The 14741-nt window shown below is 67.8% G+C and carries 13 protein-coding genes; 10 read left to right on the forward strand and 3 right to left on the reverse strand.

Going from position 1 to position 14741, the window contains the following annotated elements; translation table 11 throughout:
- Window positions 1-760: 760 nt before the first annotated feature.
- Window positions 761-1672, reverse strand: a complete 912-nt coding sequence (locus ATI53_RS04905) for a sugar kinase (RefSeq protein WP_009504187.1) — start codon at window positions 1670-1672, stop codon at window positions 761-763.
- A 3-nt stretch (window positions 1673-1675) separates the two neighbouring features.
- The gene (locus ATI53_RS04910) at window positions 1676-3073 is read right to left on the reverse strand and encodes an FAD-binding oxidoreductase (RefSeq protein WP_111549844.1); all 1398 of its coding nucleotides are present in this window, start codon (window positions 3071-3073) and stop codon (window positions 1676-1678) included.
- An 87-nt stretch (window positions 3074-3160) separates the two neighbouring features.
- On the opposite strand from ATI53_RS04910, the gene ATI53_RS04915 reads away from it, so the two are divergent.
- The 3 genes from ATI53_RS04915 to ATI53_RS04925 are packed head-to-tail and all read left to right on the forward strand — an operon-like array spanning window position 3161 to window position 5439.
- A complete protein-coding gene (locus ATI53_RS04915) occupies window positions 3161-3922 on the forward strand; it encodes an SDR family oxidoreductase (RefSeq protein WP_240778550.1) in 762 nt (253 codons plus the stop codon).
- A gap of 3 nt (window positions 3923-3925) precedes the next feature.
- Window positions 3926-4603 carry a GntR family transcriptional regulator gene (locus ATI53_RS04920; protein WP_111549845.1) on the forward strand — a complete coding sequence of 226 codons (678 nt, stop codon included), beginning with the start codon at window positions 3926-3928 and terminating at the stop codon, window positions 4601-4603.
- Window positions 4600-5439 carry a fumarylacetoacetate hydrolase family protein gene (locus ATI53_RS04925; RefSeq protein ID WP_009504183.1) on the forward strand — a complete coding sequence of 280 codons (840 nt, stop codon included), beginning with the start codon at window positions 4600-4602 and terminating at the stop codon, window positions 5437-5439. Before ATI53_RS04920 ends, ATI53_RS04925 begins: the two co-directional genes overlap by 4 nt.
- Before the next feature lie 56 nt (window positions 5440-5495).
- On the opposite strand, the gene ATI53_RS04930 is transcribed toward ATI53_RS04925, so the two are convergent.
- Window positions 5496-5819: a HesB/IscA family protein gene (locus ATI53_RS04930; protein WP_111549846.1), complete on the reverse strand. Its 324-nt coding sequence runs from the start codon at window positions 5817-5819 to the stop codon at window positions 5496-5498.
- 106 nt (window positions 5820-5925) lie between these two features.
- Between ATI53_RS04930 and ATI53_RS04935 the strand changes: the two genes are divergently transcribed.
- The 7 genes from ATI53_RS04935 (at window position 5926) to ATI53_RS04965 (ending at window position 14719) form a co-directional block, all read left to right on the forward strand.
- A complete protein-coding gene (locus ATI53_RS04935) occupies window positions 5926-7098 on the forward strand; it encodes a deoxyguanosinetriphosphate triphosphohydrolase (RefSeq protein ID WP_009504181.1) in 1173 nt (390 codons plus the stop codon).
- A gap of 187 nt (window positions 7099-7285) precedes the next feature.
- Complete coding sequence (locus tag ATI53_RS04940; RefSeq protein WP_009504180.1) at window positions 7286-7936, forward strand: SDR family NAD(P)-dependent oxidoreductase; 651 nt, start codon at window positions 7286-7288, stop codon at window positions 7934-7936.
- Window positions 7923-9776, forward strand: a complete 1854-nt coding sequence (locus ATI53_RS04945) for a cation:proton antiporter (RefSeq protein WP_111549847.1) — start codon at window positions 7923-7925, stop codon at window positions 9774-9776. Before ATI53_RS04940 ends, ATI53_RS04945 begins: the two co-directional genes overlap by 14 nt.
- Window positions 9777-9954: 178 nt before the next feature.
- Window positions 9955-10710 carry a PEP_CTERM-anchored TLD domain-containing protein gene (locus ATI53_RS04950; protein ID WP_111549848.1) on the forward strand — a complete coding sequence of 252 codons (756 nt, stop codon included), beginning with the start codon at window positions 9955-9957 and terminating at the stop codon, window positions 10708-10710.
- Window positions 10711-10803: 93 nt separating this feature from the next.
- The gene (gene argS, locus ATI53_RS04955) at window positions 10804-12546 is read left to right on the forward strand and encodes an arginine--tRNA ligase (protein ID WP_009503203.1); all 1743 of its coding nucleotides are present in this window, start codon (window positions 10804-10806) and stop codon (window positions 12544-12546) included.
- Window positions 12547-12653: 107 nt separating this feature from the next.
- Window positions 12654-13718 carry an SPOR domain-containing protein gene (locus ATI53_RS04960; RefSeq protein ID WP_111549849.1) on the forward strand — a complete coding sequence of 355 codons (1065 nt, stop codon included), beginning with the start codon at window positions 12654-12656 and terminating at the stop codon, window positions 13716-13718.
- Entirely contained in the window at window positions 13715-14719 is a 1005-nt protein-coding gene (locus ATI53_RS04965) for a glycoside hydrolase family 3 N-terminal domain-containing protein (protein WP_170134526.1), read from the forward strand. Before ATI53_RS04960 ends, ATI53_RS04965 begins: the two co-directional genes overlap by 4 nt.
- Window positions 14720-14741: the final 22 nt, after the last annotated feature.

Here is a 14741-nt window from a genome sequence, read left to right on the forward strand (position 1 = left end):
ATCCTCGGTGGACAGGATCTCGATCCGGGGTGTGACCGTAAGGTCGACCATAACGTCGGACTTATCATCGCCTCCAACGCCCCGTCAGACGGCCCCCGCCGGAGGGATACAAAGGAAGGCTGCCCCGGTGCGCATCGCACCAGGGACTTGCGCCGCCCCACGCCGCAAGAGACGCGCGGGGCAGCCACGGGCAATTCGGGTCTCCGGTGTCCGGCGCGCCACGGTCCGGGCGGTCGGCGATCCGCACTTGCGCGATCAGCGGCGCATGGTCGGTGACGCGGCGCAGCAGGTCGCCTTGCATGAACGACACATGATCGCGATCGAACGGGATTCCGGGGTTCGGTCAAACACCCGCGGGCGGCGGGGTCTCGGCCTGTTCGACGCGGCCAAGATGATAGCCGGACAGATCGCGGGGGGTATCGGTTCAATCCGGATGGCGATGGCGTCGCGCGCCGCCAGATCGCAGCTCGGGTCGCGGGGCAGGGCGAGGTTGCCGCGCAACGCGTCCTCGGCACCGGAATCCCCGTTATTGCGTCCGGCGTAAGGTGGATCCGTCCGGCCCCGGTGGCTGGCGCATGATCCACCGCGCGCGATGGCGTCGCGCCCCTGCGGACGGCAAGGCGCCGCGCGGCAAGCCCGACCGGATGGGCGTCCGGATCGCCCGGCGTGGTGTTTGTCGCCAGCGTCGAAAGGCCGGTGTCGGGCTGCACCGTCGCACCACCGCCGACGGGCCGGGCTGGCTGCCGGTGCTGCGTGCGCGTCAAAGTCCCTCGGGGGCAGAGGGCACCAACGCCCCCGGCGACTGGATCACCCGCGACGCCAGCCGCATCGCCTGCACTGCCGAATCGGACAGCGTCTTGCCCGTCGCAAGGCCCGCCAGCAGCCCGGCGGCGAAACTGTCGCCCGCCGCCGTGGTGTCGACGATGGGGTCGACCGGATGCGCCCGCACCCGCGATTCGCCCGCCTGCGCCTGCCAGAGCACCAGGTCTCCGCCGCCCTGCTTTACCGCGACCAGATCCGCGCCGTGGTCCCGGTAGCGCCGAAGTGTCTGCGCGGGGTCGGTGTCGCCGAACAGGATCTGTTCCTCGTCGAACGACGGCAGCACGATGTCTGCGGTGCGCGCGCCCATGGTCAGCCCCGCGCGCATCGCCTCGGGGCTTTCCCACAGCTTGGGGCGCAGGTTGGTGTCGAACACGACGATGGCGCCGCGCTTGCGGGCCTTGGCCAGCGCCCCGCAGAACACCTCGCGGCTTTTGGGGGGCAGGATGGCCAGGGTGATGGCCGAGAAATGGATCACGTCGCGCCCCCTGAGCGCCCCGTCGAGCCATTTCAGATCGTCGCCAAGCGTGCGCGCGGCGGACTCGCCGCGCCAATAGGAAAAGCTGCGCTCGCCGTTCTCGGTGGTGATCATGTACAGGCCGACCGTCCGGTCGGGCACCCGGCGAATGGCGGACACGTCGATGCCTTCGCCCGCAAGGAACGCCAGCATCGCATCCGAAATCGCGTCGGTGCCGACGCAGGTGGCATAGCCCACCGTCCAGTCCTGCGGCAGCAGCCGCCGCATGTACCACGCGGTGTTGAACGTATCGCCCGCGAAACCCCGGCGGTACAGCCCGTCGCCCGCATTGGACAGTTCCACCATGCATTCGCCAAGGGCCAGAAAGGCGCTCATTCGTCAGTCTCCGTTCTTGCCCGAAGGCGCAATCGTTTCTGGCAGCATCTTTCCGGGGTTGAGGATGCCGGCAGGGTCAAAGGCTTCCTTGATCCGTGCCATCCAGTCAAGCGCGGGCCCGTGTTCGGCCGACATGTATTTCTGCTTGCCGATGCCGATGCCATGCTCGCCGGTGACCGTGCCGCCAAGCCGCAGGGCGGTTTGCGCGAGGATGCCGGAATAGTCCATGACCTTTGCCACCATTGCCGCATCGGCGGGATCGTAGCGCAGCCCGCAATGAAAATTGCCATCGCCCACATGGCCCACGATGGTGCACAGCAGACCGCGCGCCGCCGCTTGCGCGCGCGCGACGCTGACTGCCTCGGCCAGGCGCGAGATCGGCACGCAGACATCCGTGGACAGGGTCTTTTTGCCTGCGCCGGGATCAAGCGCGGATATCGCGGGCAGGGCGCTGTGGCGCAGGGCCCAGAGTGCGGTGCGGGCCTCGGGGGTGTCGGCCTCTTGCCAGTTGCCCGCCCCGCTGTCGGCGGCAATCTCGCGAAAGCGGGTGACCTGACCGCGCACCGCCTCGGGGGCGCCGTGAAATTCCAGGAACAGATGCGGCTTTTCCGGCAGTCCGGCGTCTTGAGCCAGGTTGAACCCGCGCACCATCATTTCGTCCACCAGCTCGATGCGGGCAAGGGGCAGGCCGCTTTGAATGGTCAGGATCACGCAATCCACCGCATCCGCCACGGTTTCGAAATGGCAGGTGGCGCTGGCGATGGCCTCGGGGATGCCGTGCAGTTTCAGGGTCAGTTCGGTGATCAGGCCCAGCGTGCCCTCGGACCCCACCAGCAGATGGGTCAGATCATAGCCCGCTGACGATTTGCGCGCCGCCGTGCCGGTACGGATGACCGACCCGTCGGCCATCACCGCCTCTAGCGCCAGCACATTGTCGCGCATGGTGCCGTAGCGCACGGCGGTGGTGCCGCTGGCGCGCGTCGCCGCCATGCCGCCCAGCGACGCATCGGCGCCGGGGTCGATGGGAAAGAACAGACCCGTGGCGCGCAGGCCCTGGTTCAGTTGCTTGCGGGTCAGGCCCGGCTGGATCACCACGTTCATGTCCTCGGGGCGGACCTCAAGCAGCTTGTTCATGCGGGCGAAATCGACGCTGACGCCGCCTTGTGTCGCAAGGTGCTGTCCCTCCAGCGAGGTGCCAGCGCCGAAGGCGACGATCGGCACTGAGTGGGCGGCGCAGATGCGCACGATCTGCGCAACCTCCTGGGTGTCTTGGGGAAAGGCGACCGCGTCGGGCAGGATTTCGGGGTAGTGGCCATCGTTCTGGCCGTTCTGGCAGCGCGCGGCATCGGCGGTGGTAAAGCGCGGGCCAAGCAGCTGGGCGAGGGCCTCGAAAGCGGACATGGGGGCCTCCGGGGCCGTTGGGAAGGGGTCTTGCAATCGGGTATACCAAGCCCGAAGAGTGGTGCAAGCAGGCGGAGGGGATAAGGCATGGCGCAGAGGGTTGCGCAGAACATGGCGCAGGGCATCGTGATCACGGGGGCGGGCAGCGGCATCGGGCGGGCCTGCGCGCAGGCATTCCTGGGGGCGGGCTGGCGTGTGGCGCTGGTGGGGCGGCGCGAGGCCAACCTGCGCGAGACGGCGAACGCGGATGCCAATGCGCTGATCGTGCCGTTCGATGTGGCCGATCCGGGCGCGGTGGATGCGGGGTTCGCCAGCATCACCGACAACTGGGGGCGCATTGATGCGTTGTTCAACAACGCGGGCATTTTCAACAAGGGCGCGCCGATTGATGAGATCGCGGTGGACGACTGGCTGGCGCTGTGCGGCGTGAATATCTCGGGGATGTTCCTGTGCGCGCGCGCCGCGTTCGGCCAAATGCGGCGGCAAAGCCCACAGGGTGGGCGGATCATCAACAACGGGTCGATCTCGGCCCATGTTCCGCGCCCCGGATCGGCCCCCTATACCATGTCGAAACATGCGGCCACCGGGCTGACCAAGTCGCTCAGTCTTGACGGGCGGCCCTTTGGCATCGCCTGCGGGCAGATCGATGTGGGCAACGCGATGACGGACATGGCCGCCCCCATGGCGACGGGCGTCACGCAGGCCAACGGCGACACCGCGCCCGAAGCGGTGATGGACGTGGAACACGTCGCGTCGACCGTGCTGCACATGGCGTCGCTGCCCCCGGATGCCAATGTGCAGTTCGTCACGGTGATGGCGACGGCGATGCCGTACATCGGGCGCGGCTGAAACGTGAACGACGCGCCGGTCCTTGCCCAGCAGATCGCCGCGCGGTTGCGCCGGTCGATCCTGCGCGGCACGCTGCCGCCGGGGGCGCCGCTGAAGGAACGTGATACCGCCGCCGCGATGGGGGTCAGCCGCACGCCGATGCGCGAGGCGATCCGCGTCCTGGCGCAGGAAGGGCTGGTGGTGCTGCGCCCCGCGCGCAGTCCCATCATAGCCCGGCCCACCATCAAGGAGGTGTGCGACCAGATCGTCGTCCTGCGCACGCTGGAAACGCTGTCGGCCCGTCTGGCCTGCGCGGCGGCGACCGGGGACGATCTGGCCGACATCGCCCGGCTGCACCGCGCGCTGGCCGAAAACTGCGACGCACTGGATGCGCTGGATGCCTTCGAGCTGGACATGGGGTTTCACCGGCGCATCGCTCAGGCCTCGGGCAATGCGGCGCTGGCCGAAACCCACGACGCGTATCTGGCCCGGCTGTGGCGCGCGCGCTATCTGTCTGCCCGGATGCGCCGCAACCGCGCGCGGGTGGTGGGCAACCACAGCGACTTGCTGACCGCGCTGCTGGCCCGGGACGAGGCCGCCGCGGTGGCCGCCGCCCAGGCCCATCTGGCCGGCATGGAAGACGACATCGTCACGGCGTTGCGCGCCGAGAACCAAGATCAAGGCAAGGAGAACGAGACATGAAACTGATGCGCATCGGCCCCAAGGGGCAGGAACGGCCCGTGGTGATGGACGCGAACGGCGGGCTGCGCGATCTGTCGGGCGTGGTGCCCGATTTCGCCGGGGCCGGCGTGTCGCTGGCCGCGATCGACGCGATCCGCGCGCTGGACCTCACCACGCTGCCCGAACTGCCCGCGGGTGCGCGCATCGGGTCCTGCCTGGCGGGGGTGCCGAATTTCTACTGCATCGGGCTGAACTATGCCAGGCACGCCGCCGAAACCGGCGCGCGGATTCCTGCCGAACCGATCCTGTTCACCAAGGCGGTGTCGTCGCTGTCCGGGCCGAATGACGCGGTCAGCATCCCGCCGGGGTCGACGAAATCCGATTGGGAGGTCGAACTGGGCGTGGTGATCGGCGCGCCCTGCTGGCAGCTGTCCGAGGCTGACGCGCTGTCGCGCGTGGCGGGCTATTGCGTGGTCAACGACCTGTCGGAACGTGAATGGCAGATGGAACGCGGCGGCCAGTGGATCAAGGGCAAATCCGCGCCGGGTTTTGGCCCCTGCGGGCCGTGGCTGGTGACGGCGGACGATGTGCCCGATCCGCAGGCGCTGGCCCTGTCGCTGGATCTGAACGGGGCGCGGGTGCAGGACAGCGACACCTCGGACATGATCTTTGGCGTGGCGCAGATCGTATCGTACCTGAGCAAATTCATGGAACTGCTGCCCGGAGACCTGATTTCCACCGGGACGCCGTCGGGCGTGGGGCTGGGCATGAAGCCGCCGCGCTTCCTGCGCGCGGGCGACACCATGGCGCTGCGGGTCGAGGGCCTTGGCGAACAGCGCCAGGACGTGGTGGCGTAACGCGCGACACAGATGAAAACGCCGCCCCGACGTCGGGGCGGCGCCGAAAGCGCGGCCTACATCGAAAAGCTGGTGCCGCAGCCACAAGAGCTGGTGGCGTTCGGGTTCTCGATCACGAACCGCGCGCCGATCAGCTCATCGGTGAAATCAATCACCGCGCCGGTGAGAAAGGGCAGCGACACCTCGTCGATCACCACGCGCTGGTCGCCCCGGGACAGGACAAGGTCGTCCGACGCGCTGTCGTCGAGCTTGATTTCGTACTGAAAGCCCGAACAGCCGCCGCCCTCGACCGCGACCCGCAGGGCCTTGCCCTGGGCGCCGGCGCCGATTTCTTCTAGCCGCGCATAGGCGCGTTCCGTAACGGTAGGAGGAAGGTTCATGGCCAGTCTCGCAAGTGTTTAATTCCTGACGTAATGGCAATATAGGGATGCGCGCAGCACGCGGCAACCGGGCGTCTTCGGTCGTGCTGTCAGGAAAGGGCATATCATGGCGATCTACGCTTGCGATCCGCAACAGGCGCGCGGACGGCGCGTGCCGGAAGAGGAAAGCGCCTTTCGGTCGTGCTTTCAACGTGACCGCGACCGGATCATCCATTCCTCGGCGTTCAGACGGCTCAAGCACAAGACGCAGGTGTTTGTCGAACACGAGGGTGATTTCTACCGTACGCGCCTGACCCACACGATCGAGGTGGCGCAGGTGGCGCGCACCATGTGTGGCGCTTTGGGGCTGAACACGGACCTGACCGAAGCGGTGGCGCTGGCGCATGATCTGGGCCACACGCCGTTCGGCCACACCGGAGAGGATGCGCTGGCCGCGCTGATGGCCCCTTACGGCGGGTTCGATCACAACGCGCAGGCGCTGCGCATCGTGACCTCGCTGGAACGCCACTATGCGCAATTCGACGGGCTGAATCTGACCTGGGACACGCTGGAAGGCATCGCCAAGCACAACGGCCCGGTGCTGCCGCTGACGCCGGGGGCGGTGCTGCCGGCGGCGCTGGCCGATTACAACGCGCTGCACGATCTGGAACTGCACACCCATGCCAGCGCAGAAGCACAGGTGGCGGCGCTGTCTGACGACATTGCCTACAACAACCACGACCTTCAGGACGGGCTGCGCGCCGGGCTGTTCACCGAAGACGAGATCGCCGAACTGGCCCTGATCGGTCCCGCCTATGCGCAGGTCGACCGGCTTTACGTCGGGCTTGATCCCTATCGCCGCCGTCACGAGGCGCTGCGGCGGGTGTTCGGCTATATGGTGTCCGACGTGATCGACACATCGGCGGCGCGCCTCGCGGCGGCGGCGCCGGACGGGCCGGACGCCATCCGCACCCTCGGGCATCCGGTGATCGCCTTTTCCGACGGCATGCGGGGCAAGATCCGTGAAATCCGGCAGTTCCTGTTCACCCGCATGTACCGCGCCCCGTCGGTGATGGAGGTACGCCAGAAGGTGACGCAGGCGGTGGACGAGCTGTTTCCGCTATACATGGCCGACCCGTTGCTGCTGCCCCAGCGATGGCAAGCCGACATCGCCGCCTGTGCGGGGCAGGCGGCGCTGGCGCGGATCGTCGCGGATTACATCGCCGGGATGACCGACCGCTACGCCTTGCAGGCCCACGCCCGGCTGACCGGAACCGACGTGCTGCACGACCGCCATTGACGGCCCGGTCTGGAGCCCGCGGCGTGATTTCGCGTCATGCCCGGGCGGGCGCTGCCCCCCGCCGCGCCAGTGCCGGGCTAATTCGTGTCCTGCCCGCACCGTGCTCTTGCGCGGGGGGGCGAAACATGCAGCCTCTGGCGCCGGGGCTCCCGGTCAAGGGGTCGTCAGGGCAGGCAAGGGAGCAGGGGTGACGCGCCTTTTCGGAGTGTCGGTGTTTACGGGCAAGGTCGTGCTCGTGTCGGGGGCGGGGCACCCGCTGGGCCGCGCCATGGTGCGCCGCCTGTCCGGTTTTGGCGCCCGCATTGTCGCCATCGATACCGAGGCCCAGGCGATGCACCGGCTGGCCGCGCACCGGCCCGACCGCATCGAACCGCTGGCGCTGGACCTGACCGACCCCGAGGCCTGCATGATCCTTGGCGAAAGCTGGGGGGGCGAACCGTTGCACCTGGTCTACGATTTCTCGGCGCTGAACGCGGGCAAGGGCGGCATCGGGCAGGTGGCCGCGCGCAGCGACGGCCTGCTGACATCCATCGCCCGGGGGCTTCGGGCCGGGCCGGGCCGGGCCATCGTCGGGCTGCCCGACGACGAGGACGGCGCGGTGTCGGGGATGCTCGCCGCCATGGTGCGCCAGTGGAATGCGGCCCTTGCCCCGGCGAAATTGCACGGCGTGACGATTTCCGGGGCGACGAAGCACTGGACAGCGGCGCGTCTCACATCATCTGGTGACCTGATGCTGGCGCTGTCGCACCCGGTCACGCGCGCTCTTGCCGGGGGCGTCGTGATGAAGGATGGCGCCTGGGCCGAGGCCACTGGAAAGGACGACGATGGCGGTTGCTGAAACCGCGGGGCTGGACCCCGTGCTTGGATTTGCTTTGGTGGGCGCGCTTGGCGTGGGGTCGCAGTGGCTGGCGTGGAGGCTGCGGATGCCGGCGATCGTGCTGATGCTGGCCGCGGGGCTGGCGGTCGGGCCGGGCCTGGGCGTGCTGGCCCCGTCCGAACAGTTCGGCGATCTGATGCAGCCGATGCTGGCCATCGCCGTCGCCATCATCCTGTTCGAAGGCGGCATGACGCTGAATGTGCGGTCGTTGTCGGATGCCGCTGTCGGCGTGCGGCGGCTGGTGTTCATCGGCGGCCCGTTGGGATGGGCCGCCTCGGCGGCGGCGCTGCATTGGGCGGCGGGGCTCAGCTGGCAGACCTCGGCGGTGTTCGGCGGCATCATGATTGTCACCGGCCCCACCGTCATCGCGCCGCTGCTGCGTCAGGCACGGCTGCGCAAGCGGCCCGCGGCCCTGCTGCAATGGGAAGCCATCGTCAACGACCCGGTCGGCGCGCTGGCCGCCGTTCTGGCGTTCGAGGTGGTCGTGGTGTTCGGCAACGGCGCCTCGGCGGGGGGCGCGATATTCGACATGGTGACGGGCATCGCCATCGCCGCCGCGCTTGGCGCGGCGGGGGGCTGGGGGCTGGCACAGGCGTTTCGCAACGCGCTGGTGCCGGAATACATGAAGGTGCCGGTGCTGTTCACCCTGCTGCTGGTGGTGTTCGCGGTATCGGATGCGATCCTGCACGAATCCGGCCTGCTGGCGGTCACGGTCATGGGGCTGTGGATCGCCAACGCCGATCTGCCCAGCTACGCCGAGCTGCGCCGGTTCAAGGAACACGCGACGATCCTGCTGGTGTCGGGCGTGTTCATCCTGCTCGCCGCCAACATGGATCGCGCCACGCTGCTGGCGATGGACTGGCGTACGCTGGCTTTCGTGGTGACGGTGATCCTGATCGCGCGGCCCCTGCCGGTTCTTGTCGCGCTGGCCTTTTCCGACATCCCGTTGCGTGAACGGCTGCTGGTGGCCTTTACCGGCCCGCGCGGGGTCGTGTTGGTCGCCGTGGCTGGTCTGTTCGGCGACCTGCTGGTCGATGTCGGGGTCGAGGACGGGGCGCAGGTCACCATGCTGGCCTTTGCGCTGGTGGCCGCGACCGTGGTGCTGCACGGATTCACGCTGACGCCGATGGCGCGCTGGCTGGGGCTGACCGCGACCGAAACGCCCGGCGTGCTGATCGTGGGGGGATCGCGCTGGGCAACGGCGCTGGGGCTGGCTTTTGCCAAGCTCGACCTGCCGGTGATGGTGGCCGATCCCAATCTTGCGCATCTGCGCAGCGCGCGCGACGCGGGTCTGGACACGTTCTGGGGTGACATCCTGTCCGAGGTGGCCGAGCACAAGCTGGACCTTGTGACCTATGACAAGGTCATCGCGGCATCCGACAACGACGCCTACAACACGCTTGTCGCCACCGACCTTGCGCCGGAATTCGGGCGCGAGCATGTGTTCCAGCTCAGGCGTCTGCGCCAGTCGTCGCGCCATGCGCTGCCATCCACCCTGGGCGGGCAGGCCATCGCCGCCGACGAGACCTATTTCGAGGCCAATGCCCGGCTTGCCGACGGCTGGGAATTCCGCGTCACCAAGCTTTCGGATGAATTCACGCTGGAGCAATGGCGCGACAGGCACCCCGACGCGGTGCCCGTCGCAGATCTTGGGCCCGGCGGCACGCTGAGGCTGCTGGGTCCCGACACCAAGGTGAAATCCACCGATGGCACCCGTCTGCTGTTCCTGGGTCCCAAACGCGAGGAACGCAAGGAGGACCGGCGCGATGAGAATGGGCAGGACACGCTGAAAAGTGCTTGAAATCAGAGCAATTACCATTTTAATCGAATATCAGGGTTCCTGACGTCACAAAGGGGTGTGTTGATTGGCCGTGCTAACTGTCGCCACGATCCATGGACCGGTCCTTGCCGGGCGATCCGGTCTCCGCCAGCAGCCTGCGCGGCACACAAGCCGTCGCTGTCGACAGGACGTAAGACGCATGGTGTGGGCCCAATACGCCGCCGTGCTCGTGCTGGCGCTGTCCGGAACGGCGCAGGCCGTAACCGTTTCGCCCGTGGCGCAGTTGCTTGATCCGGCGGGATCTGCGCAGCTACAGGACTGGATCGGCCTTGGCGATCAGGGCTTTACCCGGATCTGGCAGGGCGAGGCCGGGGTTGCGACCGCCGCCGGCTTTCACGCTGCGGTCGACGGGGCCGGGCCGACGGTGTCGATCTTTCGGATCACGCTGCACGACGGCAGCGCTTCCCTGATCGGTGGGCATTCGACCATAGACTGGGGCACGGCGAGCGGCTTTCATGCGGACCCCGACGCTTTTGTGTTCAACCTGACCGCGACCGAGATCCAGCGCCCGCATTCCGGCGTGACGGGCGCGCAGGCCATCTATGTCGACCCGGCGTATTTCCCCACCTTTGGCGGGGGGCACGACCTGATTGGCGGGATCGGCACGCTGGGCGTCGCGGTGCGCGGCAGCAATGTCCAGCAGGACGGGTACAGCTATGCCTACAGCTACGATCCGGGGCAGGGCCAGATCGCGCTGGTTGGCGACAGCGGGTCGGGATGGGGCAATTCGGGCTATGGTTACGACGCCTGGTCGGTCGACGCGCTTGAGGTTTACAGCTATATGCCCCGGATCACCGACCCGACCCCGGACGCCACGCCGGTGCCGCTGCCGGCGGCGCTGCCGCTGCTGGCCGGGGCCGTGCTGGCGGCGGCAGCGTTGCGCCGCCCGGGCTGACCGCGCGGGGCGGGTTTTCCGCCTTTTCCGGTGCGGTGTTTGACCTTGCAGACCGGCGTGATAAGGAACGCCGATGCCAAGGAGACAAGACCGATGAACCTCTTCACCGACATTCGCGCGCTCGTGCTTTCCGCGATCGGAGCGCTTCAGGCCGAGGGCACGCTGCCCGAGGGGCTGAACACCGCGCCCGTGACGGTGGAACCCCCCCGAGACCCCCTGCATGGCGACATGGCCACCAACGCCGCCATGGTGCTGGCCAAGCCCGCCAGACTGAAACCGCGCGACATCGCCGAGGCGCTGGCCACCCGCATCGCCTCGGATCCGCGGGTGAGCTCTGCCGAAGTGGCGGGGCCGGGGTTCCTGAACCTGCGGCTGGCGCCGTCGCTGTGGCAGGCGCTGCCGCGCGCGGTGCTGGATCGGGGCGCGGATTTCGGACGCTCGGGGATGGGGCAGGGCGCGAAGGTCAATGTCGAATATGTGTCCGCCAACCCGACCGGCCCGCTGCATGTGGGGCATACGCGTGGCGCGGTGTTCGGCGATGCGCTGGCCAGCCTGCTGGATTTCGCCGGCTATGAGGTGACGCGCGAATATTACATCAACGACGGCGGCGCCCAGGTCGATGTGCTCGCGCGGTCGGTGTACCTGCGCTATCTCGAAGCGCATGGGCAAGCGGTCGAATTCGCCGATGGCACCTATCCGGGCGAATACCTGATCGCGGTCGGCGAAAAGCTGAAAGAGCGGGTCGGCGACAGGTTCCTGAACACCGGCGAGCAGGTCTGGCTGGAGGAGGTGCGCGATTTCGCCACTGCCGAGATGATGGATCTGATCCGCGAGGATCTGGCGATGCTCGGCGTCCGGATGGACCGGTTCTTTTCGGAAAAATCGCTGTATGGGACGGGCAGGATCGAAGCGGCCATCGAGTCGCTGAAAGACAAGGGACTGATCTATCGCGGCGTGCTGGAGCCGCCCAAGGGCAAGACCCCCGAAGACTGGGAGCCGCGCGAACAGACCCTGTTCAAGTCGACCGAGCACGGCGACGATGTCGACCGTCCGATCATGAAATCCGACGGAGCCTGGACCTATTTCTCGCCCGACATCGCCTATCACTACGACAAGGTGCAGCGTGGCTATGACCAGCTGATCGACGTGTTCGGTGCCGATCACGGCGGCTATGTCAAGCGGATGAAGGCGGCGGTTTCGGCGCTGTCGGACGGCCAGACCCCGCTCGATGTCAAGCTGATCCAGCTGGTGAAGCTGTTCAAGAACGGCGAGCCGTTCAAGATGTCCAAACGCGCGGGCACCTTCGTCACCCTGCGCGACGTGGTCGAAGAGGTCGGCCCCGATGTCACCCGCTTCGTCATGCTGACCCGCAAGAACGATGCCCCGCTGGATTTCGATTTCGACAAGGCGATCGAACAAAGCCGCGACAACCCGGTGTTTTATGTGCAATACGCCCACGCACGGGTCTGTTCGGTGATGCGCAAGGCGGCGCAGGCGGGGGTCGATGTCTCCGACGCGGCGCTGTCGGCGGCGGATCTGTCGGTGCTGTCGCACGAGGCGGAACTGGGTCTGATGAAAAAGCTCGCCGAATGGCCGCGTCTGATCGAGATCGCCGCCAAGGGGCACGAGCCGCACAAGGTGGCGATCTGGCTCAACGAGCTGGCGTCGGATCTGCACGGGCTGTGGAACCGCGGCCATGACGACCCGACGTTGCGTTTTCTTCAGGACGATCCGGCCACCAGCCAGAGCAAAATCGCGCTGGCGCGGGCCGTCGCGGTTGTCATTTCGGCGGGGCTTGGTATCCTTGGCGTGACCCCGATGGAAGAAATGCGCTGAGCCAGCAACGCCGCGCCGCCTCGGGGTCCGACGAGCAGACGAACGGGCAGACGAATGCGCAGATCAGACTGCCGCAGGGGATGCCCTGTGCAGGGCAAGAGGCAGACATGGCGGATTTCACCTATGACGGGCCCGCGCCGGACAAGGCGCAGGCGCCACGGGGGCGCAAGATGGCGAACCTGGCCAATTGGGCGGGGGCTGCGGTGTCGCTTGCGCTTGTCGCTGGCGTCGGGGTCTGGGGCTACAAGCTGTTGGTGCGCGACGTGGCCGGGGTTCCGGTTGTGATGGCAATGGAAGGGCCGATGCGCGTCACCCCCAAGGATCCGGGCGGCACGCTGGCCGATCACCAGGGTCTGGCGGTCAACGATGTCGCGGCCACCGGCCTTGCCACGCCCGTGCCCGACCGGCTGATGCTGGCGCCCGCGCAGCCCGGCCTTTCGGATGAGGATCTGCCGCATGCCGAACTGCCGGTGCCCGTCACGATGCCCGCCACGATGCCCGCCGCGGTACCGGCCCGCGGCACAACCGGCAGCGCCGAGGCGCCGCAGCTCTCCGAAACCGATCCGCCGCGTGCGGTGCCGGTGACCGAAACCGGCGAGATCGACATTCTGGCGCTGGCCGACCAGATCGCCGCGGGCGCCGCGCCGCTGGGCGAGCTTGAAGACGGCGAAGACCCCGACATGCCGGCCATCGAAAGGCAAATGCCCGAGATCGTCACCGACGGCTCCGATCTTTTTCCCGAAAACGAGGACAGCAGCGATGCGGTTTACAAGGCGCCGCCGCCGGGCGCGCTTACACGGTCGCTGCGTCCCAGGGACCGGCCCGCAGTGCTGACGCGGGCGCCGATGGCCGATCAGGTGGCGGCGCTGGTGGCAGCGGAATCGGCGGGGCCGACCGATCTCGACCCCGACACGCTGCCCGCCGGCACGCGTCTGGCGCAGCTTGGCGCCTACGACAGCCCCGAAACCGCGCGCAAGGAATGGGACAGGTTCTCGACCCGGTTCGGCGAGTTCATGGCGGGCAAGGACCGGGTGATCGAACGCGCGACATCGGGCGGGCGGGTGTTCTATCGTCTGCGCGCCGCCGGGTTCCAGGACCTGTCGGATGCGCGCCGCTTTTGCGCCGCGCTGGTTGCGGAAAACACCGATTGCATCCCGGTGACCACGCGGTGAGTCTTCGGTTCGGCGCCACAATACTGGCCCCCGAAGGCCCGGTGCTGACCGACCGCGAAAGCCGGTTCTTTGCGGATGCGGACCCGTTCGGGTTCATTCTGTTCGCGCGCAACCTTGCGGATGGCGACCAGATCCGCGCGCTGACCGCCGATCTGCGCGATGCGGTGGGACGGCGCGCGCCGGTGTTCATCGACCAGGAAGGCGGGCGCGTGCAACGCCTGCGCCCGCCGCTGGCCTCCGACTGGCTGCCGCCGCTGGATGACGTGGCGCGCTTTGGCCCGAATGCCGCGCAGGCGATGCGCCTGCGCTATCGCATCACAGCCGCCGAACTGATGCGCTATGGCATTGATGGCAATTGCGCGCCGATGCTGGATGTGGCGCGCCCGGACACGCATCCTTTCCTGCGCAACCGCTGTTACGGCGAAACCGCCGTCCAGGTGCAGGAAATCGGCATCGCCGTGGCGCAGGGACTTATGCAGGGCGGCGTTCTGCCGGTGATAAAGCACTTGCCGGGGCACGGCTTGGCACAGCTTGACAGCCACAAGGATCTGCCCTGCATCGACGCTTCGCGCAGCGAACTTGACCGCGTGGATTTCGAAGCGTTCCGCCCCTTTCACGACGCGCCCCTGGGGATGACCGCGCATCTGGTGTTCAAGCGGCTGAACACGCAGCCCGCCACCATCGACCCGGCCATGATCGGCCTGATCCGGCGCGAGATCGGCTTTACCGGGCTGCTGATGACCGATGACATTTCGATGCACGCGCTGTCGGGCAGCGTGGCGACGCGGGGCGCGGCGGCGCTGGCGGCGGGCTGTGATTGCGTATTGCACTGCAACGGCGACTTTGCTGAAATGCTGGCGCTGGCGGACGCCGCGGGGGGGATGACGGGGCAGGCACAGGTGCGTGCCGAGGCCGCGCTGGCCGCCCGTACCGTGCCCGCCGAGGTTGACATCGAGGCGCTACAGGCCGAGCGCGAGGCGCTTTTGTCCGGTCGCCCATGATGGCCGGCCCTGATGGACGCCC

Origin of the sequence: Salipiger aestuarii (genome assembly GCF_003259905.1) — a bacterium.
Taxonomy (GTDB): domain Bacteria; phylum Pseudomonadota; class Alphaproteobacteria; order Rhodobacterales; family Rhodobacteraceae; genus Salipiger; species Salipiger aestuarii.

Coding starts and splice junctions, on each gene's coding strand:
- ATI53_RS04905 (WP_009504187.1), bottom strand. CDS start 1,672: ATGAGCGCCTTTCTGGCCCTTGGCGAATGCATGGTGGAACTGTCCAAT.
- ATI53_RS04910 (WP_111549844.1), bottom strand. CDS start 3,073: ATGTCCGCTTTCGAGGCCCTCGCCCAGCTGCTTGGCCCGCGCTTTACC.
- ATI53_RS04915 (WP_240778550.1), top strand. CDS start 3,161: ATGGCGCAGAGGGTTGCGCAGAACATGGCGCAGGGCATCGTGATCACG.
- ATI53_RS04925 (WP_009504183.1), top strand. CDS start 4,600: ATGAAACTGATGCGCATCGGCCCCAAGGGGCAGGAACGGCCCGTGGTG.
- ATI53_RS04930 (WP_111549846.1), bottom strand. CDS start 5,819: ATGAACCTTCCTCCTACCGTTACGGAACGCGCCTATGCGCGGCTAGAA.
- ATI53_RS04935 (WP_009504181.1), top strand. CDS start 5,926: ATGGCGATCTACGCTTGCGATCCGCAACAGGCGCGCGGACGGCGCGTG.
- ATI53_RS04945 (WP_111549847.1), top strand. CDS start 7,923: ATGGCGGTTGCTGAAACCGCGGGGCTGGACCCCGTGCTTGGATTTGCT.
- ATI53_RS04950 (WP_111549848.1), top strand. CDS start 9,955: ATGGTGTGGGCCCAATACGCCGCCGTGCTCGTGCTGGCGCTGTCCGGA.
- argS (WP_009503203.1), top strand. CDS start 10,804: ATGAACCTCTTCACCGACATTCGCGCGCTCGTGCTTTCCGCGATCGGA.
- ATI53_RS04960 (WP_111549849.1), top strand. CDS start 12,654: ATGGCGGATTTCACCTATGACGGGCCCGCGCCGGACAAGGCGCAGGCG.